Annotated in this window: 26 protein-coding genes; 9 read left to right on the top strand and 17 right to left on the bottom strand. The window is 71.1% G+C overall.

Features of this window, described 5'->3' with window-relative positions:
• Positions 1–8 precede the first annotated feature (8 nt).
• Together MB828_RS19545 and MB828_RS19540 are read right to left on the bottom strand one after the other, a co-directional pair.
• On the bottom strand, positions 9–1,835 hold the full coding sequence (locus MB828_RS19545; protein ID WP_301649328.1) for a glycoside hydrolase family 18 chitinase: 1,827 nt from the start codon (positions 1,833–1,835) through the stop codon (positions 9–11).
• A gap of 157 nt (positions 1,836–1,992) precedes the next feature.
• The gene (locus MB828_RS19540; RefSeq protein WP_301649327.1) at positions 1,993–2,565 is read right to left on the bottom strand and encodes a cob(I)yrinic acid a,c-diamide adenosyltransferase; all 573 of its coding nucleotides are present in this window, start codon (positions 2,563–2,565) and stop codon (positions 1,993–1,995) included.
• 219 nt (positions 2,566–2,784) lie between these two features.
• Here MB828_RS19540 and MB828_RS19535 point away from each other — a divergent pair, with 219 nt between their 5' ends.
• The 3 genes from MB828_RS19535 to MB828_RS19525 all read left to right on the top strand — a co-directional run bounded on the left by MB828_RS19535 (position 2,785) and on the right by MB828_RS19525 (position 6,892).
• On the top strand, positions 2,785–3,633 hold the full coding sequence (locus MB828_RS19535; RefSeq protein WP_133025272.1) for a 3-hydroxyacyl-CoA dehydrogenase family protein: 849 nt from the start codon (positions 2,785–2,787) through the stop codon (positions 3,631–3,633).
• A gap of 186 nt (positions 3,634–3,819) precedes the next feature.
• Entirely contained in the window at positions 3,820–4,143 is a 324-nt protein-coding gene (locus MB828_RS19530; protein WP_030672301.1) for an STAS domain-containing protein, read from the top strand.
• A gap of 253 nt (positions 4,144–4,396) precedes the next feature.
• Entirely contained in the window at positions 4,397–6,892 is a 2,496-nt protein-coding gene (locus MB828_RS19525) for an ATP-binding protein (protein WP_301649326.1), read from the top strand.
• Positions 6,893–6,917: 25 nt separating this feature from the next.
• Here the strand turns inward: MB828_RS19525 and MB828_RS19520 are convergent, their stop codons facing one another.
• Both MB828_RS19520 and nucS read right to left on the bottom strand, forming a co-directional pair.
• On the bottom strand, positions 6,918–7,241 hold the full coding sequence (locus tag MB828_RS19520) for a hypothetical protein (protein WP_301649325.1): 324 nt from the start codon (positions 7,239–7,241) through the stop codon (positions 6,918–6,920).
• A gap of 111 nt (positions 7,242–7,352) precedes the next feature.
• Positions 7,353–8,024 (bottom strand): endonuclease NucS, encoded by a 672-nt coding sequence (gene nucS, locus MB828_RS19515; protein ID WP_133025270.1) that lies wholly within the window; start codon positions 8,022–8,024, stop codon positions 7,353–7,355.
• 277 nt (positions 8,025–8,301) lie between these two features.
• Here nucS and MB828_RS19510 point away from each other — a divergent pair, with 277 nt between their 5' ends.
• A complete protein-coding gene (locus MB828_RS19510) occupies positions 8,302–8,694 on the top strand; it encodes an SCO5389 family protein (protein WP_046734776.1) in 393 nt (130 codons plus the stop codon).
• Positions 8,695–8,797: 103 nt separating this feature from the next.
• Here MB828_RS19510 and MB828_RS19505 read toward each other — a convergent pair whose 3' ends face one another.
• The gene (locus tag MB828_RS19505; RefSeq protein WP_133025269.1) at positions 8,798–9,838 is read right to left on the bottom strand and encodes an LLM class flavin-dependent oxidoreductase; all 1,041 of its coding nucleotides are present in this window, start codon (positions 9,836–9,838) and stop codon (positions 8,798–8,800) included.
• A 222-nt stretch (positions 9,839–10,060) separates the two neighbouring features.
• Between MB828_RS19505 and MB828_RS19500 the strand changes: the two genes are divergently transcribed.
• The gene (locus tag MB828_RS19500) at positions 10,061–10,402 is read left to right on the top strand and encodes an ATP/GTP-binding protein (protein ID WP_133025268.1); all 342 of its coding nucleotides are present in this window, start codon (positions 10,061–10,063) and stop codon (positions 10,400–10,402) included.
• A 4-nt stretch (positions 10,403–10,406) separates the two neighbouring features.
• On the opposite strand, the gene MB828_RS19495 is transcribed toward MB828_RS19500, so the two are convergent.
• The 7 genes from MB828_RS19495 to mce all read right to left on the bottom strand — a co-directional run bounded on the left by MB828_RS19495 (position 10,407) and on the right by mce (position 20,402).
• A complete protein-coding gene (locus MB828_RS19495) occupies positions 10,407–11,291 on the bottom strand; it encodes an ABC transporter permease (protein ID WP_301649324.1) in 885 nt (294 codons plus the stop codon).
• Positions 11,288–12,550, bottom strand: coding sequence for an ABC transporter ATP-binding protein (locus MB828_RS19490; protein WP_301649323.1), 1,263 nt, complete (start codon positions 12,548–12,550; stop codon positions 11,288–11,290). The genes MB828_RS19495 and MB828_RS19490 overlap by 4 nt, the downstream gene beginning before the upstream one ends.
• Before the next feature lie 140 nt (positions 12,551–12,690).
• Positions 12,691–13,467: an ABC transporter permease gene (locus MB828_RS19485; protein ID WP_301649322.1), complete on the bottom strand. Its 777-nt coding sequence runs from the start codon at positions 13,465–13,467 to the stop codon at positions 12,691–12,693.
• A gap of 1 nt (position 13,468) precedes the next feature.
• Entirely contained in the window at positions 13,469–14,425 is a 957-nt protein-coding gene (locus MB828_RS19480) for an ABC transporter ATP-binding protein (RefSeq protein WP_301649321.1), read from the bottom strand.
• 334 nt (positions 14,426–14,759) lie between these two features.
• Positions 14,760–15,695 (bottom strand): cellulose-binding protein, encoded by a 936-nt coding sequence (locus MB828_RS19475; RefSeq protein ID WP_133025263.1) that lies wholly within the window; start codon positions 15,693–15,695, stop codon positions 14,760–14,762.
• A gap of 195 nt (positions 15,696–15,890) precedes the next feature.
• Positions 15,891–19,739, bottom strand: a complete 3,849-nt coding sequence (scy, locus tag MB828_RS19470; protein ID WP_301649320.1) for a polarized growth protein Scy — start codon at positions 19,737–19,739, stop codon at positions 15,891–15,893.
• Positions 19,740–19,961: 222 nt separating this feature from the next.
• Entirely contained in the window at positions 19,962–20,402 is a 441-nt protein-coding gene (gene mce, locus MB828_RS19465; protein ID WP_133025261.1) for a methylmalonyl-CoA epimerase, read from the bottom strand.
• A 149-nt stretch (positions 20,403–20,551) separates the two neighbouring features.
• Here mce and MB828_RS19460 point away from each other — a divergent pair, with 149 nt between their 5' ends.
• Both MB828_RS19460 and meaB read left to right on the top strand, forming a co-directional pair.
• Entirely contained in the window at positions 20,552–21,760 is a 1,209-nt protein-coding gene (locus tag MB828_RS19460; protein ID WP_133025260.1) for an acetyl-CoA C-acetyltransferase, read from the top strand.
• 28 nt (positions 21,761–21,788) lie between these two features.
• Complete coding sequence (gene meaB, locus MB828_RS19455) at positions 21,789–22,745, top strand: methylmalonyl Co-A mutase-associated GTPase MeaB (RefSeq protein ID WP_301649319.1); 957 nt, start codon at positions 21,789–21,791, stop codon at positions 22,743–22,745.
• A 99-nt stretch (positions 22,746–22,844) separates the two neighbouring features.
• Here the strand turns inward: meaB and MB828_RS19450 are convergent, their stop codons facing one another.
• From MB828_RS19450 to MB828_RS19430, 5 genes are all read right to left on the bottom strand, one after another.
• A complete protein-coding gene (locus tag MB828_RS19450; protein ID WP_133025258.1) occupies positions 22,845–23,321 on the bottom strand; it encodes a MarR family winged helix-turn-helix transcriptional regulator in 477 nt (158 codons plus the stop codon).
• 92 nt (positions 23,322–23,413) lie between these two features.
• Positions 23,414–24,211 (bottom strand): AIM24 family protein, encoded by a 798-nt coding sequence (locus MB828_RS19445; RefSeq protein ID WP_301649318.1) that lies wholly within the window; start codon positions 24,209–24,211, stop codon positions 23,414–23,416.
• The gene (locus tag MB828_RS19440) at positions 24,208–24,858 is read right to left on the bottom strand and encodes an AIM24 family protein (protein ID WP_133025256.1); all 651 of its coding nucleotides are present in this window, start codon (positions 24,856–24,858) and stop codon (positions 24,208–24,210) included. Before MB828_RS19440 ends, MB828_RS19445 begins: the two co-directional genes overlap by 4 nt.
• A gap of 1 nt (position 24,859) precedes the next feature.
• Positions 24,860–25,492 (bottom strand): AIM24 family protein, encoded by a 633-nt coding sequence (locus tag MB828_RS19435; protein ID WP_046730837.1) that lies wholly within the window; start codon positions 25,490–25,492, stop codon positions 24,860–24,862.
• A 76-nt stretch (positions 25,493–25,568) separates the two neighbouring features.
• Positions 25,569–25,895: a DUF6191 domain-containing protein gene (locus MB828_RS19430; RefSeq protein WP_301649317.1), complete on the bottom strand. Its 327-nt coding sequence runs from the start codon at positions 25,893–25,895 to the stop codon at positions 25,569–25,571.
• A gap of 135 nt (positions 25,896–26,030) precedes the next feature.
• On the opposite strand from MB828_RS19430, the gene MB828_RS19425 reads away from it, so the two are divergent.
• Together MB828_RS19425 and MB828_RS19420 are read left to right on the top strand one after the other, a co-directional pair.
• Positions 26,031–26,375, top strand: a complete 345-nt coding sequence (locus tag MB828_RS19425; RefSeq protein WP_301649316.1) for a DUF3817 domain-containing protein — start codon at positions 26,031–26,033, stop codon at positions 26,373–26,375.
• A complete protein-coding gene (locus MB828_RS19420) occupies positions 26,372–26,665 on the top strand; it encodes an MTH1187 family thiamine-binding protein (protein WP_133025253.1) in 294 nt (97 codons plus the stop codon). The genes MB828_RS19425 and MB828_RS19420 overlap by 4 nt, the downstream gene beginning before the upstream one ends.
• The last annotated feature ends 34 nt before the right edge of the window (positions 26,666–26,699 follow it).

The following is a 26,699-nucleotide window of genomic DNA, read 5'->3' as shown; positions in this document are numbered from 1 at the left end:
GCTGCTTTTTACGACATCCCGGAGCTGATGGCGCTCACCAGCTCGCCGTTGCTCGTGTCGCCGCTGAACTCCCAGAAGAACGCGCCGCCGAGGCCCTGGGACTTGGCCCAGCTCATCTTCCCGGCGATCGTCGACGGGGTGTCGTACGACCACCAGTTGCTGCCGCAGTGCGCGTACGCGGTGCCCGCGATCGTGCCGGTGGCCGGGCAGGACGTCTTGAGGACCTTGTAGTCCTCGATGCCCTGTTCGTACGTGCCCGCCGCCGGTCCGGTGGCCGTCCCGCCGGGCGCGTCCTGGGTGACCCCGGTCCAGCCGCGGCCGTAGAACCCGATGCCGATCAGCAGCTTGCTCGCCGGTACGCCTTGCGCCTTGAACTTGGCCATCGCGTCGGCCGTGTCGAAGCCCGCGGTGGGGATGCCGGAGTACGAGGTGAGCGGGGAGTGCGGGGCCGTCGGCCCGGTGCCGGCCCAGGCGCCGAAGAAGTCGTACGACATCACGTTGTACCAGTCGACGTACTGGGAGGCGCCCGCGTAGTCGGTGGCGTCGATCTTGCCGCCGGTGGAGCCGTCGGCCGTGGTGGCGGCGGTGACCAGGTTGCCGGAGCCGAACTTGGCGCGCAGCGCGGACATCAGGTTCTTGAAGGCCGCCGAGCCGCTGGTGTCACAGCTCAGCCCGCACGCGTTCGGGTACTCCCAGTCGATGTCGATGCCGTCGAAGACATCGGCCCAGCGCGGGTCCTCGACCAGGTTGTAGCAGGAGTTCGCGAACGCGGTCGGGTTGGCCGCCGCCTGCGCGAAGCCGCCGGACCAGGTCCAGCCGCCGAAGGACCACAGGATCTTGATGTTCGGGTACTTGGCCTTCAGTTCGCGCAGCTGGTTGAAGTTGCCGGCCAGCGGCTGGTCCCAGGTGTCGGCGACGCCGCTGACCGACTGGTCGGCGGTGAAGGTCTTCTGGTAGTCGGCGTAGGCGTCACCGATCGCGCACTGGCCGTTGGTCACGTTGCCGAAGGCGTAGTTGATGTGCGTGATCTTGGCCGCGGAGCCGGACGTCACCAGGTTCTTGACCTGGTAGTTGCGGCCGTAGATGCCCCACTCGGTGAAGTAGCCGAGCTTGACCTTGGAGCCGGTGGTCGGGGGAGTGGTCGTACCGCCGGTGGTGTGCACCGCGGCCGCGCCGCTGACCGGGCCGGTCTGGTTCGCGGTGTCCCGGGCCTGGACGGTGTACGAGTAGTCGGTGCCGGCGGTGAGGCCCGTGTCGGTGTACGAGGTGGTGGTCACCGTGGAGACGACCTTGCCGTCGCGCAGCACGTCGTAGTTCTTGACGCCCTTGTCGTCGGTGGCAGCGGACCAGCTCAGCTTCACCGAGGTGTCGGTGATGCCCGAGGCGGTGGGGGTGCCGGGCGCGGACGGGGCCGAGTCGCCGGGGGTGGTGGTACCCCCGTCACAGCTGCCGCCGTTGACGAGGCAGTTGCTCGGCGATCCGGATCCGGCTCCGTTGAAGCCGAAGGAGACGGAGGCGCCGGGGGCGAGGGTGCCGTTGTAGGACTTGTTCTTGGCGGTCCAGTGGGTGCCGGACGAGGTGACGTCGGCGTCCCAGGCGGAGGTCACCGAGGTGCCGGAGGGGAAGTCCCACTCGACGGTCCAGGAGCTGATCGAGGCGGTGCCGGTGTTCTTGACGGTCCACTGGCCGCCGAACCCGGTACCCCAGTCCGAGGTCTTGCTGAAGGTGGCCGTCGCGGCCGTCGCGGCCTGGGCGGGGCTCGCGAGGCCGACCAGGCCGGCCAGGGGGAGCAACAGGGTCGCGAACCCTGCCGCGGCTCTGTGTCTGAAGCGCATGCTGCGCCTCCCTCTTCATCGGGAATGACGTGGGCATGACTGAGCCTTCATGCCCATGGTGCCGCGAGAATAGAAAGGTCTGGACCACCGGTCAATAGGTCTGGACCACTCTGTATACGGGCCGTCAGATCCCGGACTCCCCCTGCCCGTACGGCCGCTAGCGCTCCCCGCCCGGCACCCACAGCACGTCCCCGGTGTCCTTGTTGGCCGTCCTGGCCAGGATGAACAGCAGGTCCGACAGGCGGTTCAGGTAGGTCGCCGTGAGCGGGTTCATCACCTCTCCGTGGACCTCCAGCGCCGCCCAGGTTGACCGCTCCGCCCGGCGCACCACCGTGCAGGCCTGGTGGAGCAGGGCCGCGCCCGGCGCGCCGCCCGGCAGGATGAAGGAACGCAGTTTCTCCAGCCGTTCGTTGAAGCGGTCGCAGTCCGCCTCCAGCCGGTCGACGTAGAACTGCTCGACCCGCAGCGGCGGGAACTGCGGGTTCTCCACCACCGGCGTCGACAGGTCCGCGCCCACGTCGAACAGATCGTTCTGCACCCGGGTGAGCACCGCGACGATCTCCTCGTCCAGCCCGCCCAGCGCGATCGCCGTCCCGATCGCCGCGTTCGCCTCGTTGGCGTCGGCGTAGGCCGAGATCCGGAGATCGGTCTTGGCGACCCGGCTCATGTCCCCGAGGGCGGTGGTGCCCTGGTCGCCGGTCCTGGTGTAGATGCGCGTCAGATTGACCATGTGACCAGCGTAGTAACGGCCCGCCGGTACGGCACACGCGTGTGCCGGCTGTCACGGCCGACGCCGTCAAGGGGACCCGGACCGCGCCCGCCTGACGGGACGTGACGGTTGTCTCACCCCCTGAGACCGTGACACGCATTACTTACCGGGTTTCCCGGACCTTCCCAGCGCTAGGGTCCGGCCAAGAGGCATACCTGAACAGCGTGTAAGGGGAGCGGAGTGGCACGGAAGCTTGCCGTCATCGGTGCCGGCTTGATGGGTTCCGGCATCGCCCAGGTCGCCGCGCAGGCCGGCTGGGACGTCGTCCTGCGGGACGTCACCGACGAGGCGCTGGACCGCGCCGTCGGCGGCATCCAGGCCTCGTACGACAAGTTCGTGAGCAAGGGGAAGCTGGAGGCGCACGACGCCGACACCGCCCTGGCCCGCATCACCACGACCACCGACCTGGACGCGGTCGCCGACGCGGACATCGTGGTCGAGGCCGTGTTCGAGAAGCTGGAGGTCAAGCACGAGATCTTCCGCGCGCTCGACAAGATCGTGCGCCCGGACGCCGTGCTCGCCTCCAACACCTCCGCCATCCCGATCACCAAGATCGCCGCGGCCACCGAGCACCCGGAGCGGGTGGTCGGCGTCCACTTCTTCTCGCCGGTGCCGATGATGCAGCTCGTGGAGCTGGTCCGCGGCTACAAGACGAGCGACGAAACCCTCGCCACCGCGCGGGAGTTCGCCGAGTCGACCGGCAAGACCTGCATCGTCGTCAACCGGGACGTCGCCGGTTTCGTGACGACCCGGCTGATCTCGGCGCTCGTCGTCGAGGCCACCAAGCTGTACGAGTCGGGTGTCGCCACCGCCGAGGACATCGACCTGGCCTGCAAGCTGGGCTTCGGTCACGCCATGGGCCCGCTGGCCACGGCCGACCTGACCGGCGTCGACATCCTGCTGCACGCCACCGGCAACATCTACACCGAGTCGCAGGACGAGAAGTTCGCACCGCCGGAGCTGATGCGCCGGATGGTTGACGCCGGTGACATCGGACGCAAGAGCGGGCAGGGCTTCTACACGTACTGAAACATCAGTACCCAGAACCCCTGACCGCCTCCGGAAAACGCACAGATCCCGGGAGTTTCACTCTCGGGGGTGAATTCGGTATCGGTTCGCTTACAGATGGCAACCTCTGGCTGTCCAACGCAGTCAGAAGTTGCATCACCGGACATCACTTTCGCGGAGTAGGACACGCACTCTCGGGGAGCGCATATGTACATCAGGGGCGACCACGCCGAGCTGGTCGTCGGGGGCCGCCTCGACGTCCGCAGCGCGGCGGACGCCCGTACGGTCCTGCACTCGGCCGTCGACGACGGAGTCGGCGACCTGGTGCTGGACCTGTCCGAGCTGGACTCCTGGGACGCCACCGGCCTCGGGGTGATCATGGGGGCCCACCGGCGGGCCGGCCGTTGCGGCCGGCGTCTGGTGCTGCGCGGTGTGCCACCGCAGATGCAGCGCCTGCTGGTGGCCACCCGGCTGCACCGCATCCTGGCGATCGAGGGCGGTATCGGGGTGGAGTCACTGCCCCGGGTGTGACCCCTGGGTGCCGCGGTGCACGTCAGGTGCACGTCAGATCCGTGTGGGGTGCAATCCTCACGAGACCGTGATGTCCCGGACGGCGCGGTACCCCGGACTGTCGTAGATACTGTGCGAAGGTTTAAGGTTCGGTCGCCCGCTGCCTTGCCACCCTTCGAGCACGGGCCCGGACCAGAAGCGACAGCGCGTTGTGCAACAGGCCGGGAGGGGCCGGTATTCACGGCACACGACGCTTTTGGGGGGCTAGGAACCTATGGACCCGATCAACCCGGGACCCGAGGGGTACGGCCATGACGGCGACGGCAGCGCGCCGCGCCAGCGCCCGCCCAGGGAATCCCTGACCAACGAGTTCGGCCAGAGCGCACCGCCGCTCGCCCGCACCGCGCGGCTGGTCACCGGTGACTTCCTGCTGACCGTGAACCCGGTCGACGGCAGCGAGATAGAACCCTGCCCGCCGACCGAGCGCCCCGCCCGGCCGGAGAAGCGCACCGCCGCCGAGCGCGCCGAGTACGAGCGCGCCGCCCGGCCGCCCGTACCGCCCGGCCCCGCCGGCCCCGAGCTGCCGCTCCTGGAGCGCCAGGACGACCGTGAGCGGCTCGTACGGCTCCTCGCCCGCGGCCGCTCCGTACGCCTCACCGGCCCCCCGGGCTCCGGCCGCACCGCGCTCCTCGACCTGGTCGCCGACGACTGCTCCGACCTCGCCCCCGACGGCGTGGTCCGCCTCACGGGCTTCCACCGCACACCCGAGGACCTCCTCCAGGACCTCTTCCACGCCGTCTACAAGGCGCCCGAGCACCGGCCCGACCCGGAGGAACTCCTCGAACTGGCCGGAGACATCGGCGCGGTCGTCGTCGTCGACGACATCGAGTTCGGCGGCGCCGGGCTCGACGAGCTGATCGACGCCACCCCCGAGTGCGCCTTCCTGATCGGCGCCACCCCGGACGTGCCGGCGCCGTCCGCCGACTCCGCCGTCGAGGAGGTCGTCCTCGGCGGCCTGGACCGGGCCGGGGGCGTGGACATCCTGGAGCGCGCGGTCGGCCGGGTGCTGAGCGAGGAGGAGGCCAACTGGGCCGGCGACCTCTGGTTCGAGTCCGAGGGCCTGCCGCTGCGCTTCGTCCAGGCCGGCGCCCTGCTGCGGCAGCGCGACCAACTGCGCGCCAGCACCGGTGCCGTCGACGAGTTCGGCGTCTTCGAGGACGCCCTGCCGGCCGACGTGCCCTTCGACGCCGAGGCCGTCGAGGAGGCCCCGCTGCCGTCCCTGGGCGAGGCCGCCGCGCCCGCCTCGCTGCTCGCCGCCCGGCTCAGCGCCTCCGCCCGCGCCACGCTGCGCTTCGCGGTCGCCCTCGACGGCGAGGTGCCGCACCAGGCGCATCTGCCGGCCCTCGTCGGCGACACCCACGCGGACGCGGCCCTCGGTGAACTGGCGGGCTGCGGACTGGTGTCCCCGGTGGGGTCCCGCTACCGGCTCGCCACCGGCGTGCTGCAACAGCTGGCGGCCGCCGGCTACGCCGACGACATCGAGGCGCAGGCGCTCGCCGCGGCCCGGCACTACTCCTGGTGGGCCGGGCACCCGTCCGTCACGCCCGAGCGGGTCTGCGCCGAGGCCGACGCGATCCTCGCCGCCCTGGCGGTCGTGGTCCCGGCCACGGTGCCGCCCGCGGAGGGAGAGGAGTCCACGCCGGTACGGCTGGCCCGTACGGCCGCGCCCGCGTTCGCCGCGGGGCTGCGATGGAGCGCCTGGGAACGCGCCCTGCGGGCCGGCACCGAGGCCTCCCGGCTCGCCGGCGAGGTCGGCGAACAGGCCTACTTCCACCACGAGCTGGGCGTCCTCGCGCTCTGCGAGGGCGGCCTGGACCGGGCCCGTGCGGAGCTGGAGGCGTCGATCGGGCTGCGCGGCGCGCTCGCCGACAAACGGGGTACGACGGCCGGCCGTCGCGCGCTGGCCCTGGTCGCCGACCGCTCGGGCGAGGTGCTTCCCGTCCTCGCCGCGATGACGGGCGACGAGATCCCCGACGCCCGGCACGAGGAGTCCATATCCCCGGCGGGAGGGGTCACGACGCCCTTCCCGGCCGTCCACTCGCCGATCTCGGAGACGATCGTCACCCCGCGGGTCGAGCAGGAGCCCGGCCGCCGCGGCGGAGTCGCCGGTCTCGGCCGGATGGCCCGCCGCAACCTGGTCGCGGTCGGCTCGGGCGTCCTGCTCACGGCGGTCCTCGGCACGGTGGTGGGGCTCGGCATGACCTCCCACGACAACGCCGACAACCCGTCCAACAACGTCAGCGTCAACCCGTCGGCGAGCGACGGCACGGGGGACGGGGGCGGCCTGGGCGCGGACCCGGGGCAGAGCGCCGGCACGGGGCACAGCGGCACGGTGACGACGAAGCCGACGGATCCCGGCCCGGACGGCACCCTGGGGACCTCGGACGACCCGACCCCACCCTCGGACACGGCGACCCCGTCGACCACACCGAGCGGCACGAGGGGCACGTCGGGCGGCGGCACGACCCACACACCGTCCACGTCCCCGACACCGACGAGGTCGACCCCGCATTCCCCGTCCGCAAGCCCGTCGAGGTCGTCCACGCCCTCCACGTCGGCGTCCCCGTCCGAGTCGACGTCTCCGGAGCCGTCCGACACCCCGTCCACGACGGACAGTGCCAGCGGCCCGGTGTCCGACTCCCCGTCGATCACCACGTCCAGCGCGTCGGAGAGCATCACCCCGGGCACGTCCACCGGCACGGTCATCTGACCGGCGGCCGAGGGCCGATCGCCGCTCACTTCCAGACCGCCGCGACGGCGCTCGGCCCCCACGGCGGTGGTCGGCGGTGCCGCTCCGGCCTGAGCGGCTTCGGCACCGCCGGTCCGCACCGTCGTGGTGGTCCGCCGTCGCGGCGGACCCAGAGCAAGGCCCCGTCGATCACCACGTCCAGCGCGTCGGAGAGCATCACCCCGGGCACGTCCACCGGCACGGTCATCTGACCGACGGCCGAGGGCCGATCGCCGCTCACTTCCAGACCGCCGCGACGGCGCTCGGCCCCCACGGCGGTGGCCGGCGGTGCCGCTCCGGCCTGAGCGGGTTCGGCACCGCCGGTCCGCACCGTCGTGGTGGTCCGCCGTCGCGGCGGACCCAGAACAAGGTACGGCTGCCGTGGGGAGGGCGCGGCCGTCTGGGGGCGGGTCGGCCGTGTCGGGGGTGGCTCGGGCGGCTCTCAGAACAGGCGGAGTTTGTCGTCCTCGATGCCTCGGAGGGCGTCGTAGTCGAGGATCGTGCAGCCGATGCCCCGGTCGGTGGCCAGGACCTTCGCCTGGGGCTTGATCTCCTGGGCCGCGAAGATGCCGCGGACCGGGGCCAGATGCGGATCGCGGTTCAGGAGGTCCAGGTAGCGGGTGAGCTGTTCCACGCCGTCGATCTCGCCCCGCCGCTTGATCTCGATCGCGACCGTCTGCCCCTCGGCGTCGCGGCAGAGGATGTCCACCGGGCCGATCGCGGTCATGTACTCGCGCCGGATGAGGGTGTAGCCGTCGCCGAGGGTCTCGATGCGGTCGGCCAGCAGCTCCTGGAGGTGCGCTTCCACGCCGTCCTTGATCAGGCCAGGGTCCACGCCGAGTTCGTGCGAGGAGTCGTGCAGGACCTCCTCCATCGTGATGATGAGCTTCTCGCCCGCCTTGTTGATGACGGTCCAGACGCCTTCCTCGGCGCCGGTGCCCTCCTTCAGCGTGCACGGCGGCGACATCCAGTTGAGGGGCTTGTAGGCCCGGTCGTCCGCGTGGATCGACACGCTGCCGTCCGCCTTGACCAGGATCAGACGGGGAGCCGAGGGAAGGTGGGCGGTGAGCCGGCCGGCGTAGTCGACGGAGCACCGGGCGATGACGAGACGCATGGTCGGCAACGCTACTCGACGCGCCGCCCCGGACGCGATTCGCCCGGTGCCCCCGTGACCGGAGACTGACGTGTCGCCTGCACACCTCTGTTCAACCCTGGCCGATTGTGTGCCTAAAGGGACCGTCGCATATACGCAATCTCCTGGTGGGGTCACCGTCCGTTGCCTACCGTAGTGAACGGGAGGTCGCGATGTGTGTACTCAGCGTGTTCGGTATCGCGAACTCCCTTTATCTGTCCGGCAACCCCTGCTGTACGGGGGTGCGAGAGGAGAACCCATGTCGCTCGACGTCTCACCGGCCCTACTCGAACAGGCCGAGCGAGGCGAGGTCGACGAAGCAGAATTCGTCGACTGCGTCCGGACCTCCCTGCCCTACGCGTGGGAGATGATCAGCTCCCTGGTGGCCCAGCTGAAGGTGGACGGCGGACAGTTCGCCGACAACCAGACGCCCCCGCCGGACGAGCAGGCACGCGGTCAGCTGCTGCGTGCGCTCGCGAGTGACGCCATACGCGGCGCCCTGCAGCGGCACTTCGGTGTGCGGCTGGCCTTCCAGAACTGCCACCGGGTTGCGGTGTTCCCGCTGGACGCCTCGGTCGACGAGACGCTGGCCCGCTTCACCTCGGTGCGCAGTCAGCTGCTGAACCAGTCCCCGGAACTCCGGGACTGCTGACGCGGTGTTTCGCCACTGCTGACGCAGTGAGCCGCTTGCTTGCCGCTCCACACGCGGGAGGTGCATCAGTCACTGGGGCGGCAAGCTCCCCGCGGCGGCCGGGTCACCCGAGGTTGGGGAGTACCTCGGCACCCAGCCGTCGTACGTTCTCCTCCGTGGCCGCCAGATCCCCCGAGCCCTCGGTCAGCAGGGCGAACCGGGAGATGCCGGTCCGCTCGGAGGTCGCGGCGAGCCGGTCGGCGCAGAGCCGCGGGGTACCCACCGGGTGCAGCCCGCAGAGCAGTTCGGTGTAGGCGAGCGGGTCGCGCATCGAGCGAATCCGGCCGTCCACCGTCACATGGGCCTCCAGGCCCTGCTTCAGCCAGCCCGGCATCGCCTTCGTCAGCGTCTCCGCGGCGTCGGCGCGGCTGTCCGCGATCTGGCAGACGCCGGCCGACACGTGGGCCGCGCCGGCGATCTCGTCGCCCGGCCGTCCGGCGGCCCGCGCGTGCTGCCGCCACAGCGCCACCATCTCGGCCTTCTCCTCGTCCCCGACGTGCATGCCGAGCAGCATCGGCAGGCCCCGCTCGGCGGCCAGCCGGACACTCGCCGGCGAGGTGCAGGCGACCACGACCTCCGGCCCCGGCACCTCCGCCAGGTTCTCCGCCAGCGCCTCCGACGGGCGCGGTACGACGGGGACTTCACGGAAGGAGAAGCGCGGCCCGGAGGCCGACACGGCCGGTTCGCGCAGCCAGCGCATCAGCAGATCGAGTGATTCGGGGAAGCCCTGTTCGTACGCCTCCAGTCCGGCCCCGAAGACCTCCAGGTCCACCCATGGTCCGCCGCGCCCCACGCCGAGCGTGAAGCGGCCGCCGCTCGTCACATGGAGCAGCGCGGTCTGCTCGCCCAGGGCGACCGGGTGGACGGTGGGCAGCACGCTGACCGCCGTACCGACCCGCAGCCGCCGGGTGCGGCCCAGCAACAGGGCCGCCAGCGTGACCGCCGACGGGCACGTGCCGTACGGCACGAAGTGGTGCTCGGCCAGCCAGACCGCGTCCAGACCGGCCTCTTCGGCCACTTCCGCCGTGCGCACCGCCCGGTGCAGGGCCTCCCCCTGGCCCTGGCCCGGGAACTGGGCGGCCAGCACAAAACTTCCTACGCGCATCGCATTTCCTGCTTTCCTGGCTCCTACCCGGAGCTCCCCCACCCGGCATAACCGTCTGACACGTGCCGAGGACACGGCCTGACGGAGAGATTTGCGGATTGTCTGGAGAATGGGTCGCCCTGAAGGGGGACTTGTGCGGGTTGGTTCCCTACGCGTACCCCCGCGTGCGCGTCGTAGGCTGGACACAGCCCGTGCTTCCTGTATAGCCCCGAGAGGTGTCCCGTGTCCCCGCGTCGCAACCGACCCAAGGGCCCGAACGGAGCGGCCTCGTCCGGCCAGAGCGCCGAGGACGACCGTACGGACCGTTACGGCGGCTGGCAGTCCACGGAGAGCTGGCAGGGCGAGGAGTGGAGCGTACGGCATGTGGCGGGCGCCAGCGCGGTCGGGAAGACGTACCGCTGCCCGGGCTGCGACCAGGTGATCCCCTCCGGCGTGCCGCACGTGGTGGCCTGGCCGGAGCACTCCGGCGTCGACGAGCGCCGGCACTGGCACAAGGCCTGCTGGAACGCGAAGGACCGCCGCACCACGCGGGTGCAGCGGTCCCGTAACGCGCCGAAGTTCTAGCCGGCTACACGTCCCGCTTCTCCAGCAGCAGGAAGGCGCCGCCGAAGGCCAGCGCGGTCACCACCAGCATGATCCACAGCGGGTCCCAGCCCGACGGGCCGTCCTGGCTCAGCGAGTTGGAGTAGAAGATGCTCAGCTGGTTCGGGATCGAGTACTCGAACAGGGCGTTCCGCACCTTCTCCAGCGACTGCGAGAACATGAACAGCGCGATCACCAGCGGGGCGAGCAGCGCGCCGATCATGATCGTGATGGCGCCCGCGGAGTGCCGGATGATCGAGCCGACGAGCAGCGAGAGCAGCCCCAGCAGCGCCATGTAGAAGCTGACGCCCAGGGTCGCCTTCAGCCAGTCCTCGTTCGTCGGGGTCCGCGCGCCGGTGTCGCTCAGCATGGACGCCTGGGCCATGGCGACGAACGCGCTGGCCGCGAGCGTGACCACGAAGGCGACCGCGAAGAAGACGATCGCCTTGGCCGCGAGCACCCGCACGCGCGACGGGCAGGCCACCGTCGTCGTACGGATCATGCCCGTGCCGTACTCGGAGGCGGTGGTGAGCACACCCAGCGTCATGATGCACATGCTGCCGATGAGCAGTCCGAAGAAGCCGAGCGACAGCGGGTTCTCACCGCTCATGCCGGAGGACGACGAGGCGCCGCTGACCAGGGCGCCGGCCAGCAGGCCGATGCCGACGACCAGCACCACGAAGACACCGAGCGTCCATATCGTCGAACGCACCGACCTGATCTTCGTCCACTCGGAACCGATCGCGTGCCCGAGGTGGGTGCGGACCACCGGGATCGGCGAGACGTAGCCGGCGTACGGGCCGCCGGGCGCCGCCTGCCGTTCGGGCGCGGCCGGGGCCGCCTGCGGCGTCACGGGCTGGTGGGTGCTCATCGGGCGTCCTCGGGCTTGGTCAGGTCGGCGGAGGCGGGGGCGGGAGCGGCGGGGGAGGGCGCGGGTGCGGGCGCCGCCGGTGCGGGCGTGGCGGCCGCGGGCGGCACCGGCGCGGCAACGGGCGCCGCATAGGGGTTCGGAGCGCCGTAGGGGCCCTGGGGGGCCTGCGGAGCGCCGTACGGACTGGCGGGTGCCCCCGGGGCGCCGTACGCCCCGGGGAAGGGCCCGCTGCCCTGCTGGGGCGGCGGCGGGGCGTACCAGCCCGGCTGGCCCTGCCCGGGCACCGGCATCGGCGGCTGCGCGCCGGGCGGCAGCGGCGGCTGGAAGCCGGCCAGCTCGTCGGCGGTGGACCGGTAGTCGACGGCGCCCTGCGTCATCCGCATGTACGCCTCCTCCAGGGAGGCCTGGTGCGGGGAGAGCTCCCACAGCCGTACGTCCGCCTCGTGCGCGAGGTCGGCGATGCGCGGCAGCGGCAGGCCGGTCACCCGCAGCGCGCCGTCCTGCTCGGGCAGCACGTGGCCGCCGGCCTCGGTCAGCGCCGAGGTGAGCTTCTCGCGCAGCTGCGGCTCGGTGTCCGGGGTGCGGACTCTCGCGAAGTCGGCGGAGTTGGCCGAGATGAAGTCGGTCACGCTCATGTCGGCGAGCAGCTGGCCGCGCCCGATCACGATGAGGTGGTCGGCGGTCAGCGCCATCTCGCTCATCAGGTGGGAGGAGACGAAGACCGTGCGGCCCTCGGCGGCCAGCGACTTCATCAGGTTGCGCACCCACAGGATGCCCTCCGGGTCGAGGCCGTTGACCGGCTCGTCGAAGAGCAGCACCTGGGGGTCGCCGAGCAGCGCGGCGGCGATGCCGAGGCGCTGGCCCATGCCGAGCGAGAAGCCCTTGGAGCGCTTCCCGGCCACGTCCTGGAGGCCCACCACGCCGAGCACCTCGTCCACCCGGCGGGCCGGGATCGCGGACAGCTGGGCCAGCGAGAGCAGGTGGTTGCGGGCGGACCGGCCGCCGTGCACGGCCTTGGCGTCGAGCAGCGCGCCGACCTGGCGGGCGGCGTTGGGCAGCTTGCGGTACGGGTAGCCGCCGATGGTGACCGAGCCGGCGGTCGGGTTGTCCAGACCGAGGATCATCCGCATGGTCGTCGACTTGCCCGAGCCGTTGGGCCCGAGGAAGCCGGTGACGGCTCCGGGCCGTACCTGGAAGGAAAGGTTGTACACGGCGGTCTTGTCGCCGTATCGCTTGGTCAGGCCGACAGCCTCGATCATGCTCCGCACCCATCGAAAGGATCAGGACAGCAGGGCAGACGCCCCCGTAAGGGTTAGGAGGATATCGGGGCGCTGACGGTTCCCATCAAGAGCTGGCAAAGCCGGTCCGTACCGGTCAGGTCACCGGGCGTCCCGCCGCCTCACTGGGCGTCCCGTCTCTTCAGCAGCACGTAACCGCCGGCGAGCGCGGCGACCACCCACAGCCCCATGATGCCGAGCCCGCCCCAGGGACCGTAGGGGACCTCGTCGCCGACCCTCGGCACCACCTGCATGACATGGCTGCCCGCCTGGTCCGGCAGGAACCGGCCGATCTTCTTGGTCGCGTCGACGTTGCCGAGGATGTTGGAGATCAGGAAGAAGAACGGCATCAGGATGCCCAGCGACAGCATCGGCGAGCGCAGCATCGTGGCCACGCCCATCGAGAACACCGCGATGAGCGTCATGTAGAGCCCGCCGCCGACGACCGCGCGCAGCACCCCCGGGTCACCGAGGTACGCCCGGTGCGGGCCGAGCATCGCCTGTCCCAGGAAGAAGGCGGCGAAGCTGGTCACCATGCCGACCACCAGCACCAGGGCCGTCGCCACCGCGATCTTGCTGAACAGGAAGGTGGCCCGCTGCGGCACGGCGGCCAGCGAGGTGCGGATCATGCCGGTGCTGTACTCGTTGGACACCACCAGCACCCCGAACACGATCATCGCGAGCTGGCCCAGGGTCATCCCGGCGAAGCTGATGTTCGTCGGGTCGAAGGAGAGCCGCTCCCGCACGGGCATGTTGCCGAACTGACTGTTCGCCAGCGCGGACAGCAGCATCCCGAGCGCCACGGTGACCACGACGGCCAGCGACAGTGTCCACACGGTCGACGCGACCGACCGGATCTTGGTCCATTCCGACCGTACGACCTGGGTGACGACCGCCATCTCAGGCTCCCCTGTCCCAGCCGGCGCCCCAGGCCCGCGGCGCCGGGGGCGAGTCGGCGTGCGCGTGGTACTCCACCGTCTCCGCGGTCAGCCGCATGAACGCCTCCTCCAGCGAGGCCTGCTGGGTGCTCAGCTCGTGCAGCACGATCCCGTGCCGGCCGGCGAGCTCCCCGATCGGTTCGGCCTTCCCGCCCTCGGCCTCCAGCGCCCCGGTGTCCGTCTCCACGACGGTGATCCCGGCCCGGTGCAGCACGTCGAGCAGCCGCTCGCGCTGCGGGGAGCGGACCCGGACGTACGACCGTGAGTTCGCCCGGATGAAATCGGCCATGGAGGTGTCGGCGAGCAGCCGGCCCTGTCCGATGACGACGAGGTGGTCGGCGGTCAGTGCCATCTCGCTCATCAGGTGGGAGGAGACGAACACCGTCCGCCCCTGCGCGGCCAGCGACTTCATCAGGGTCCGGATCCAGTGGATGCCCTCGGGGTCGAGGCCGTTCACCGGTTCGTCGAACATCAGGATCCGCGGGTCGCCCAGCAGCGCACCGGCGATCCCGAGCCGCTGCCCCATGCCGAGCGAGAACCCCTTGGCCTTCTTCTTCGCGACGGCGGTGAGGCCGACGGTGTCCAGCACCTCGGCGACGCGTGCCTTCGGGATGCCGTTGCTCTGCGCGAGGCACAGCAGGTGGTTGTAGGCGCTCCGGCCGCCGTGCACCGCCTTGGCGTCGAGCAGCGCACCCAGGTACGTCAGCGGGTCCCTGAGCTGCTCGTACCGCTTGCCGTCGATCCGGACCCGGCCGGAGGTGGGGTGGTCGAGGCCGAGGATCATCCGCATGGTGGTGGACTTCCCGGCGCCGTTGGGCCCGAGGAACCCGGTCACGATGCCGGGCCGCACGGCGAAGGTGAGGTCGTCGACCGCCGTCCTGTCGCCGTAGCGCTTGGTCAGGCCCGCCAGTTCGATCATGCGGTCACGCTATGACCGGGGTGCGGGGGCTGCCACCTGAGCGGCCCCTGAGAGTGTGCTGGTGGAAATCGGGGGAGTGGCGCCGCGGGGGCGGACGGTGTAGCCGGGTGCGGGTTGTGTGTGGTTGCTCGCGCAGTTCCCCGCGCCCCTTTCAGGGGCGTCCACCGGCGCCCCTTCAGGGGCGCGGGGAACTGCGCGACCAGCCCCCACCGGCCCGCACGTCGGCGACGAGGGCCAGCCGCCCCGGACCGACCGTCCCCTCCCGCGGCCCATGACGAAAGCCCGCACCCCCGTAGGGAATGCGGGCCTCGGTGTCGCCGGGTGTCGCCAGGGCTTACCGGGACTGCTGGGCCGGGACCCCGCGGGAGATCGGCTCGTCCTCGGTCGGGGAGCCGGCCGCGGCCACCGCGGCGCCCGTCAGCGTCGCCAGCATCTCGCGGACGTTGGTCAGCTGGGCGTTGATGCTGTCGCGACGGTTCGTCAGCGCGGCGAGCTCACGCTCCGATTCCGAACGGATCCGGTCGGCCTTGGCGTTCGCGTCCGCGACGATGTCCTCGGCCTGACGCTGTGCCGTCTCGACGGTCTGACGCGCCCGGCGCTCGGCGTCCGTACGGAGCTTCTCGGCCTCCAGGCGGAGCTGCTCGGCGCGGTGCTCGATCTCCGCGAGGCGCTTCTCGGCCTTCTGCTGACGGGACGCCAGGTCACGCTCGGACTGCTCGCGGCGCTTCGCGAGGTTCGTCTCGAAGTCGGCGGCGGCCTGCGCGGCCTTGGCGCGGGTCTCCTCGAAGAGGGCGTCCGCCTCCTCGCGCTTCGACTGCGCGTCCTTCTGAGCCTCGGAGCGCAGCTGCGACGCGTCGCTCTTGGCCTTCTCGACGATCCGGACGCCCTCGTCCTCGGCCTTGGCCTTGCGCTCCGCAGCGAACGATTCTGCGTCGTTGCGCACCTGCTGGGCCGCCGACTCGGCGAGCTCGCGGTGCTGCTCGGCGGCCCGGCGGGCCTCCTCGCGCAGGTCCTTCGCCTCTTCCTCGGCGAGGCGGAGGATCTTCTCGACACGCGCGCCGAGACCGGCGTACGACGGCTCGGCGTCGGTAACGGCGGCCTGGGCGTTCTGCGTCTCGAGGTGGAGCTCCTCGATGCGCTTTTCCAGAGCGGTGATGCGGGCGAGAGCGCTGTCACGGTCGGAGACGAGCTTGGAGATCCGTTCGTCCACCTGAGCGCGGTCGTACCCACGCCGCACTAGCTCGAAGCCGTAGGGGGAAGTGTCGCTCATGGGTTTCCTGTCGAGTGAGACCGGTGAGGTGATAGGTGGAATCCTAGGGGCGAAAGCGGTGTGTCATCGAGCGGATGCGCGTTTGATCTGGAGAATGACACCCCTTTTGGGTGGCTGGCTGTGAGAACGCTTGCCAAAGCCTCAGCGGATGAAACGGGCAAACGCCTCAGACAGCTACAGAATCACCCTTGGTCCCTAGCCTTCTGACGACTTGCCACCCGATCGGGGGGCACCCACCGAACTGCCCGCCTTGACCCCGCCGTCCTTGCTGCCCGACGGGGCCTCGAAGGACTCCAACGCCTCCAGGACGTCCTGGACACGGGAGATCTCGCCGTTGATGTTCTCCCGCCGGCGCTCCAGGATCTCCAGCTCGCGCTTGCCCTCCTCGACCGTGCGCCGGGCCTCGCGGATCGCCTCGGCCTTGAGCTCCTCGGCCTCCCGCACCAGCGTGGCCTTCTTCTGCTCGGCCTCCTTGAGCAGCCCCTCCGCCTTCTTGACGGCCGCGATCCGGACCTTGCCCGCCTCGGAGTTGGCCTCCGAGACCAGTTCCTTCGCCTTGACCTGGGCCTTGGCGAGCTGCTCCTCGGCGGCCTTGATCAGCGCGTCGCAGCGGTCACCGGTGGACTTCATGGTCTCGGCCGCCTCACGGCGGGCCCGCTCGTGCAGCTCCTCGATCTCGCTGGTGATGCGGTCCCGCAGCTCCTCGGCCCGCTCCCTTATGGCGGTGGCGTCCCGGCGGGCACCGACGAGCAGTTCGTCCGCGTCCGTACGGGCCTTCTCCACCCGCGAGTTGCCCTCGACCGTGGCCTCGGACACCAGCCGGTCGGCCTCCTTGCGGGCCGCGCCCACCATGAGGTCGGCCTGCGCCTCGGCGTCCGCGGTGGTCTTGTGGGCCTGCGCCTGCGCCTCCGTGAGCAGCTTGTCGGCCTCGGCGGTGGTCTCGTTGATGAGCGTGTCCACCTGCTCGGCCACGTCCTGGCGCCGCTTGTTGGCGTCCTTGCGGGCCTCGTCGAGCGTCCGGTCGGACTCCTCGCGCGCGGCGTTGACCATGCGCTCGGCCTCCGCCTCCGCCTCCGCCTTGAGCCGCTCGGCGTCACTGCGGGTGCGGTCGGCGTGCAACTGGGCCGATCCGACCGTCTCGGCGGCCTCGGCACGCAGCCGCTCCGCGTCCCCGGTGGCGTCCGAGATCAGCTTCTCCGCCTTGGCGATGGCGTCCGCGCGGACGCGGTCGGCCTCGGCGATGGTCTCGTTCTGGAGGAGTTCGGCCTCGTTGCGGGCTTCCGTGATGAGGGTGTCGGCCTGGGTGGCCGCGTCGGAACGGATCCGGTTGGCGTCCTCCCGGGCCTCGGCCCGGGCACGGGCGGCGTCCTGCTCGGCCTGGGCGATGCTGTCGGAGGCCTCGGTGCGCACCCGCTGGGCGTGCGCGGCCGCCTCGGACCGCAGCCGCTCGGACTCGGCCATGGCCTCGGCGACGGTCCGCTCGGCGAGCGCCTTCGCCGCCTCCGAGGCCTCGCTGGACTCCCGCCGGATCCGGGTCGCGTCCTCGCTGGCCCGCTCCCGCTCGGCGTAGGCGTCGGCGCGGACCCGGTCCGCCTCCTCCTCGGCCTCCCGCCGGGTGCGGTCCGCCGCGTGCTCGGCGGCCGAGCGCAGCCCGCTGATCTCCTCCTGCGCCTGCTCGTGCAGCCCGGAGACCGAGTCCCGCACCTGCTGGGCGTGGAGTTCGGCGGCCGACACCATCTCGGTGGCCCGCCGGTCCGCCTCCTCGACCAGCCGCACCGCCTCGGCCTGCGCCTCCTCGACCCGGTTGCGGGCGGAGGCGAGCAGGTCCTCGCTCTGCTCGCGGGCGCGCTCCCGCTCCTGGTCGGCCTCCTGCCGGGCGGAACCGAGGAGTTCCTCGGCCTCGCGACGGCGCCGGGTGGCCTCCTCCTGCGCGGCGGCCAGCGTCTCGGACGCCTCGGTGGACAGCCGCTCGGCGGCCGCCTGCGCCTCGGCACGGACCCGGTCCGCGGTGTCCTGCGCCTCCTGCTTGAGCCGCTCCGCCTCGGCCGCGGCCTCGGACCGCAGCCGTACGGCGATGCTCTCGCCCTCGGCACGGGACGCGGAGGCGTCCGCGGCGGCCTCGTCGCGCAGCCGCTCGGCCTCGGTCTCCGCCTGCTGCTGGAGCGTACGGATGCGCTCGGCGGCCTCGGACCGCAGGCGCTCGCTCTCCTCGGCGGCCTCCCGGCGGATCCGGCCGGCCTCCTCGCGGGCCTCGGTCAGCGACCGCTCGGCGCCCGCCAGCCGGTCCTCGGCCTCGGTGTGCAGGCGGGCCAGCTCCTCGGCGGCCTCCGCGCGCCGCGCCTCGACGCCCCGCTCGGTCTCCTCGCGCAGCTCGGCCGCGGCCCGCTCGGCGTCCGCCTGGACCCGGTCGGCCTGCTCCTGGGCCTCCGCGCGGAGCCGGTCGGCCTCCTGCCGGGTACGCTCCAGGGTCTCCTCGGCCTGCCGGCGCAGCGCGGTCGCCCGCTCGATGGCCTCGGTGCGGACCTTCTCGCTGTCCGTGGTGGCGGTCTGCCGCAGCTCGTCGGCGTCGGCCTTGGCCTTGGCGAGCAGCTCCTCGGCGGACTTGGCCGCCTCCTCGATCTGCTGCACCGCCTCGCGCCGGGCCTCGGCACGGATCGACTCGCCCTCGGCGACCGCGTCGGCACGCAGCTGCTCGGCCTCGCCGCGCAGCCGACGGGCCTCCTCCTGGAGCTCGACCGTCTTGGCGCGGTACTCCTTGGTGTCGTCCTTCGCGGCGCCCTTGAGGCCCTCGGCGATGTCGTGGGCCTCGGCACGCAGCCGGTCCGCCTCGGTCTCCGCCTCGGTGCGGATCCGCTCGGCCTCCTCGGCGGCGGCCTTGGTGGTCCGCTTGGCCTCCTCGGCCGCCCGGTTGAGGACGTCCTCGGCGGTCTTGGCGGCCTTGGACAGCTGGGAGGCGCTCTCCTCGGCGGTGAGGGTGCGGGCCTTCTCGGAGGCCTCCGCGATGATCTTCTCGGCCTCGGCCTTGGCGTCCGTGACGATCTGCTCGGCGTCCGCCTTGGTGACCTCGGCGTCCTTGGTGGCCTCGGTGACCAGCCGGGCGACCTGCTCCTTGGCCGTGCGGGTGCGCTGCTCGTTGGTGGCCTCGGCGCTCGCCAGGGCCTTGGCGGCGGTGGCCTCGGCCTCGGTGACCAGCTTCTCGGCCTCGGACTGCGCCTTGCGCAGCGCCTCCTCGGCCTCCGCCATCCGCTGCTCGGCGGCCCGGCTCAGCTCAGTGGCCTGCCGACGGGCCGAATCGGACTCCGTCGCCGTCGAGTTGCGCAGCTGCTCCGCGTGGTCGGTGGCCTCCTGGGCCTGGGTGGAGGCCGCGTTCAGCAGCCGCTCGGCGTCCCGGCGGGCACGCAGCAGGATCTGCTCGGCCTCCGTGCGCGCGGCCTCGGTGTCGTTGCTCAGCCGCTGCCGGGCCTCGTTCGTCAGCCGCTCGGCCTCGGCGCGGGCGGCCGCCATGGCCTGCTCGGCCTCGGCCCGCGACTCGTCGAGCAGCCGGCGGGCCTGGGACTCGGTGCGCGCCCGCAGCTGCTCGGCCCACGCCACGTTCTCGTTGACGTGCGACTCGACGGTCTGGCGGCGCTCGGCCAGCTCCTGGTCGAGCTGCTGGCGGCGGGTCACCGCCTCCTGGTGCAGCTCCGACTGGAGCCGCGCGGCCTGCTCGGCGTGCTCCTGGAGGATCCGCTGGGTCTGCGCCCGGGCCTCCGCGGCCACCCGCTCCGCCTCCTGGCGGATCTGGTCGGCCTGCATCTGGGCGTTGCGGAGCATCTGCTCGGCCTGGTAGCCGATGTCACCGCCGTCGAACGCGGGCCGGGACATGATGGTGCGCCGCGCCTCGTGCAGCTTGGCGCGCAGCACCTCGACCTGGTAGCCGAGGTCCTCGGCATGCTGGATCGCCTTTTCCCGCTCGGTCTTCAGCCGCTTCATCTCGGCCTCGAACCGAGAGAGGTGGTCGACGTCAGCCGCCGGCTCTCGCTCCTGGCTCTCGTAGCCCCGCACTGCGCGGTCCCATCCGTCCCCTGGTCGCAACCTTCTCCGTACGAGCTCCGTCCTTCCGCCGAACGGGGCCCCCGGGGAATGGTGTCAGATCAACGGCGGAGCACGGGCTGCTGCCCCGACGCTCGTCCCCCGAAACCCGGACCCCGGCATGCGGCCGCCCCGGCCCTGCGAACCTGCGAAGGGACGACCGCCCCCAACCCTACCGGCCCATATGTACGAGGGTCAGTGCTCAGGTGACTCAACAGCCGCCGAAGTGACCAGTTCTGTCAGTACTCCGTGGCAATCCTTGGGATGCAGGAAGGTGATCCGCGACCCCATGGAGCCGCGCCGTGGCTCCTCGTACAGAACGCGTACGCCCTTGGAACGGATGTCCGCGGCGTCGGCGTCGACGTCCGCCGTGCCGAAGGCGATGTGGTGCACCCCCTCGCCGTTCTTCGCGAGCCACTTCCCGACCGCCGAGTCCTCCCGGGTCGGCTCCAGAAGCTGCAGGTAGGAGGCGCCTCCGTCGGACGTCTCGTTGATCTTGAGCATGGCCTCGCGCACGCCCTGTTCCTCGTTGACCTCGGTGTGGAACACCTCGAAGCCGTACGTGGCCCGGTAGAACTCGACGGTCGCGTCGAGGTCGTGGCAGGCGATCCCGATGTGGTCGATTCGCGTCAGCATGGATTCAGTGCAGCGCCACCGCGATGGTTACGCAACGTGCCAGCGATCACACTGACGGCCCGATGACGGCACGGAGTGCCACGCAATACATTCGAAGTAAACCCTCGTTCACTCCTCGGCAGTGCAGCCGGTAAGGGGAATCACCGCTCATGACTTCTGAAACTCCCGGCAGGCCCACCTCGGTGATCGTCGCGGGCGCCCGGACGCCCATGGGACGACTGCTCGGCTCGCTGAAGTCCTTCTCCGGAGCCGACCTCGGCGGCTTCGCGATCAAGGCCGCCCTCGACCGTGCGGGCATCGGGGGCGACCAGGTGCAGTACGTGATCATGGGCCAGGTGCTGCAGGCCGGCGCCGGCCAGATCCCGGCCCGTCAGGCCGCCGTGAAGGCCGGCATCCCGATGAACGTCCCGGCGCTCACCGTCAACAAGGTGTGCCTGTCCGGCCTCGACGCGATCGCGCTGGCCGACCAGCTGATCCGTGCGGGTGAGTTCGACATCGTGGTCGCGGGCGGTCAGGAGTCCATGACCAACGCCCCGCACCTGCTCCCCAAGTCCCGCGAGGGCTTCAAGTACGGCGCCGTCGAGATGCTCGACGCGATGGCGTACGACGGCCTCACCGACGCCTTCGAGAACATCGCCATGGGCGAGTCCACGGAGAAGCACAACACGCGCCTCGGCATCCTGCGCCCCGAGCAGGACGAGGTCGCCGCCCTGTCGCACCAGCGGGCCGCCGCCGCCCAGAAGAACGGGCTCTTCGAGGCCGAGATCACCCCGGTCGAGATCCCGCAGCGCAAGGGCGAGCCGGTCGTCTTCAGCAAGGACGAGGGCATCCGCGGCGACACCACCGTGGAGTCGCTGGGCAAGCTGCGTCCCGCGTTCACCCGTGACGGCACGATCACGGCCGGCACCTCCTCGCAGATCTCGGACGGCGCGGCCGCCGTGGTCGTGATGAGCAAGGCCAAGGCCGAGGAGCTGGGCCTGGAGTGGCTCGCCGAGATCGGTGCCCACGGCAACGTGGCCGGACCGGACAACTCGCTCCAGTCCCAGCCGTCCAACGCGATCCGGCACGCCCTGAAGAAGGACGGCCTGGACGTCTCCGACCTCGACCTCATCGAGATCAACGAGGCCTTCGCCGCGGTCGCCGTGCAGTCAATGAAGGACCTCGGCGTGTCCACGGAAAGGGTGAACGTCAACGGTGGCGCCATCGCCCTGGGCCACCCCATCGGCATGTCGGGCGCGCGTCTCGTGCTGCACCTGGCCCTGGAGCTCAAGCGACGGGGCGGCGGGGTCGGCGCGGCCGCGCTGTGCGGTGGCGGCGGGCAGGGTGACGCCCTGATCGTGCGGGTACCGAAGGCCTGAGTACGTTTCTGAAGCGAACGGAGCTGTGATGCAGGACGTCTCCTCACTGGTGGCCGGGGCCAGAGAAGGCCGACCGCGTGCGGTGGCCCGGCTGATCTCCCTGGTGGAGGGGGCGTCCCCGCAGCTCAGGGAGGTCATGGCGGCACTCGCGCCGCTGACGGGCAACGCCTACGTGGTGGGCCTGACCGGCTCGCCCGGTGTCGGTAAGTCGACCTCCACCTCGGCACTGGTCAGTGCCTACCGCAAACAGGGGAAGCGGGTGGGCGTGCTGGCCGTCGACCCCTCCTCGCCCTTCTCGGGCGGCGCCCTCCTCGGCGACCGCGTCCGGATGTCCGACCACGCCTCGGACCCCGGTGTCTACATCCGCTCGATGGCCACCCGCGGCCACCTCGGCGGCCTCGCCTGGGCGGCCCCGCAGGCCATCCGGGTGCTGGACGCGGCGGGCTGTGACGTGGTCCTGGTGGAGACCGTGGGCGTCGGCCAGTCGGAGGTCGAGATCGCCTCGCAGGCCGACACCTCGGTCGTCCTGCTGGCCCCGGGCATGGGAGACGGCATCCAGGCCGCCAAGGCCGGGATCCTGGAGATCGGCGACGTCTACGTCGTCAACAAGGCCGACCGGGACGGCGCGGACGCCACGGCCCGTGAACTGAACCACATGCTGGGCCTCGGCGAGTCCCGCGGCCCCGGCGACTGGCGCCCTCCGATCGTCAGGACGGTCGCGGCCCGCGCCGAGGGCATCGACGAGGTCGTGGAGGCCCTGGAGAAGCACCGCGCGTGGATGGAGGAGCGGGGTGTCCTGGCGGAACGCCGGCTGGCCCGCGCCTCCCGGGAGGTCGAGACGATCGCCGTGACGGCGCTCCGGGAACGCATCGGCGACCTGCACGGGGACCGCCACCTGGGTGCGCTGGCGGAGCGCATCGTGGCCGGTGAGCTGGACCCGTACCGCGCGGCGGACGAACTGGTGGCGGGCCTGACGGAGGGCTAGCCACCGCAGGGGCTGTTCTCCGGGTGCGGACGGGGCGATACAGCGAGCGGCGAACGAGACCTGAACCCTCGTCCGCCGCTCTTCAGGTGCTGTCTGTCGTCACGGGCGCCCGCGTTGGCCCCTCAGGTGCTCCGCGATGGGCTTCAGGCCCTTGTCCAGCTCTATCAGTGCCTCCGGCGACAGCAGGTCGATGAAGTGCCGTCGCACGGAGGCGACATGATGTGGCGCCACCTTCTTCATCGTCTCCATGCCGTGCTCGGTGAGGACGGCATACAGCCCGCGGCGGTCCGACTCGCAGTTCTCACGGCGGACCAGGTTCGCGTTCTCCATACGGGTGATCTGGTGCGAGAGCCGGCTCTTGGACTGGAGCGTGGCGGACGCGAGATCGCTCATGCGCATCCGGTCGTCCTCGGACTCGGACAGGTTCACCAGGATCTCGTAGTCGTTCATTGTCAGTCCGAACGGCTGTAGATCTTTTTCGAGCTGGTACGTCAACAGCCTGTTGACCTCCAGGTGGGTGCGCCAGGCGCACTGCTCCGCATCGGTCAGCCAGCGCGTGGCCGTCTCGGTCTCCATGAATGAAGTCTACCTAAAATGTTGAAAGGCGAACTAGTGAGGGTGGTGTGACTGTGCGCACGCGTTCGATGTCACACTCCGCAGACTACCGCTCACAGCCCGAAGCGACGCTGGAGGTCTCCCAGCTGTCCGGGAAGGCGCGGTGTGGGCTGCTGCTGTGGAGGCCCTGTGAAGGGGCCTCCGCCGCCGGGTACCCCGGGCTGCTGCGGAACCGCTCCCGTGGCCTGCTCGGCCATCAGGGTTTCGGTGGACTGGAGCAGGACCGTACCCGCCCCCACGAACTCGAACTGGTGCTCCTCCCCGGAGGCCCCGCCGAGGCCCGTCATCGCACGTAGGCCGCCGATGACACCTGTCAGGTAGCCGTGGTCGTAGTGGTGGCAGGGGGAGGGGCAGTCGGCCCATCCCACCAGCGCCTGCGGGTCCACCCGGATCGGGGGTTCCATGAACACCACCGGACCGTTGGACGCGGCCACAAACTTTCCGGTTCCGATAAGGGTCAGAAAACCCGGAACGATTGATTGCTTCAGAGCGAGACTTGGCTGAAAAGCGAGCAGGTTGCCGGAGCGAATGGTCAGGTTGCCGTCGTCGAGGTCGTACGAATTGACGTCGAAGGCCCGGTCGGCGAGGAGCATCTTGCCCGAGCCCTCCGCCACCACCCAGTCGCTCGCGTGCAGAGGCGAATGGAAGGAAGTGCGGACCAGACGGTCGAGACGGCCGTGCCCGACGCCGTTGAAGTCGACCGAACCGTAGTAGGCGATCATCTTCCCCTTCTGCAGGAACCACTGGCTCCCCTTGAGCTCCACGCAGAAGGTGTACTTGTTCACGTTGTCGTCGACGGGCAGGGTCATCGGGTCGTACACGACCGGTCCGGCGGCCCCGTATGCGCTCACAGCTTCTCCTCCGACGCCTGCACGTACACCATGCCGTTGCCGCTGAGCTCCAGCTGGAACGCCTCGCCGGAGCCGCGGCCCACCATGTCCCGCCAGCCGAGCGCGGTCGACAGCTTGTTGCGGACGTCGCCGTGGTGGGCGACGTAGGCCTGCGGGTCGACGTGGACCGGGCGCTGCGGGGTGACCGGGATCTCGAAGACCCCGCCATGGGCCATCACGGCGACCGCGCCGTGGCCCTTGAGGGTGGTGGTGAACAGGCCCTGGCCGGTCACCTGGCCGCGCACCATGCCCATCACCCCGCCCTGCGAGCCCATGAACATCGTGCCCTGCTGGAGCGTGCCCTCGAAGGCGAGCAGCCGGTCCGCCTCGACGTAGAGCGTGTCACCGGTGAGGGTGATCACCTGGACGTGGTGGCCGCCGTGCCCGAAGAAGACCGTGCCGCTGCCCTCGACCGTCATCAGGGGGGTCGCCTCGCCGGCCACCCGGCGGCCGAGCATCGACATCACCCCGCCCTGGCCGCCCTGGATGTTGGGTGTGAAGGACACCTCGCCCTTGTACGCGAGCATCGCCCCGCGCTGACTGAACAGCCGCTGCCCGGGGACGACGGTCGCCTCGACCATCTTGGAGTTCACCTCGCGCAGGGCCATCTCACACGTCCCCCGCGATCGTGTTCCGCTCGCTCGGCTGTACGTACACCAGCCCGTCCCCCTCGAACCGGATCTGGAAGGCCTCGCCGCCGCCCTCCCCGAGGAACGTGCGGAACGTCACACCCGACTGGAAGGACTGGCGGAGGTTGCCCTGGTGGGCGATGTAGGCACCCGGGTCGACGGTCAGCGGGTACTGCCCGCTCACCCGGAGCACCACCGCCGGGCCGTCCGACATGATCGCCGCCTGGCCGTGGCCCTCGACGGTCGTCGTGAACAGGCCGTTGCCCTGGGAGGCGCCGCGCAGACCGGTGAAGGTGGTGCCGGTGCGCAGGCCGGCGTCGGTCGCCAGCAGGTTGCTGGACTCGACGTACAGCTTGTCGCCCTGGAGGCCGACCAGGTTGATCTCGGACGCCCGGTCCGCGAACCAGCACGTCCCGTGCCCCTTGACCTCCATCACGGTCATCTGCTCGCCGGTGAGCCGCCTGGTCACCATCCCCCGCAGCCCCTCACCACCACCGCTCATCTTCTTGAACGTCATCTGCCCGTCGTACGCGACCATCGAGCCGTTCTTCGCCTTCACGGCGTCCCCGGTCATCTCGACGGCGAGCACCTTGCTGCCCTGGAGTCGGAACATCGCCACGCTGCGAAGGTAGCCGCAGGCCGACGGCGGCGACAGGTCCCGTGGGTGGACGTCACCCCGGATCCGTCCCCTAGGGGGCCGGCTGTCGCTTCCCGGGCAGCCGGACGACCGCCGTTCCGGCCGCCAGGTCGACGGTGGACCGCGGGGGCGCCCCGTCCTCCTCGTCGTCGCGCAGCACCAGCGCGCTCTGCCGCTCCTTGAGCTCGTGCTGCTTGCCCGGGGAGAGCGCCGCGTGCAGCTGCTCGAAGCCGGTCGCGGAGATCTGGCCCTGCCGCGCCGCGTTCCGCCAGGGCAGCATCCCGGCCCGCCCGGCCCGCAGCAGCAGCTGGTCCGCGAAGGCCAGGACCGTGAGCAGCACCACCAGCCCCGGCAGGGTCATGAAGAAGACGAACTGCATCGCCCGGCACCCCCTCCGTCTCGGGACCCACCCTGCCACCCCCGTGCCGGGGCCGCGAGGCTTCTTTGCCACAATGGTTGAACGTTTGTGCCCGCGTTCACAAAGAGTGGACGTCTCTCCCCCCGAAGGTGACTCGTGGACATCAAGACCGCCACCGCCATCCGCCGCCTGCGGCTGGTCTCCGCCCCGGAGGCCGTCTCCTTCCTGATCCTCCTCCTCTGCTCGGTGCTGAAGCGGACCACGGACTTCAACGCGGTGCCCGTGATGGGCGCGGTCCACGGTGTCCTGTTCATCCTCTACGTGATCTTCTGGGCCGACGCCTGGAACCGCGCCAAGTGGCCCGCGGGGACCGCCGCCCTGTACTTCGTCCTCTCCGTGCTGCCGACCGGCGGTTTCTTCGCCGAGCGCAAGCTGCGCCGGGAGGCGGAGGACGCCGTCATCGCCGCCCGCGCCCGCCAGGAAGGCGTGGTGAAGGCATGATCGTCGCCTTTTCCGTGACGCCGCTGGGCGTCGGCGAGGACGTGGGGGAGTACGTGGCCGACGCGGTCCGTGTCGTGCGCGAGTCCGGGCTGCCCAACCGCACCGACGCCATGTTCACCTCGGTCGAAGGCGAGTGGGACGAGGTCATGGACGTCGTCCGGCGGGCCGTCGCCGCCGTGGAGGCACGCGCCCCGCGGGTCTCCCTGGTCCTCAAGGCGGACATCCGGCCCGGCGTCACCGACGGACTCACCAGCAAGGTGGAGACGGTCGAGCGGCACCTCGCCCGGTAGCCGACAGCCGACAGTGAACAGCGCCCCGGGCCGC

The sequence above is a fragment of the Streptomyces arenae genome, assembly GCF_022343545.1.
Lineage (GTDB): Bacteria > Actinomycetota > Actinomycetes > Streptomycetales > Streptomycetaceae > Streptomyces > Streptomyces humi.
Note: the sequence above shows the minus strand (reverse complement) of the source record. Positions and strands in the feature narration are given on the sequence as shown.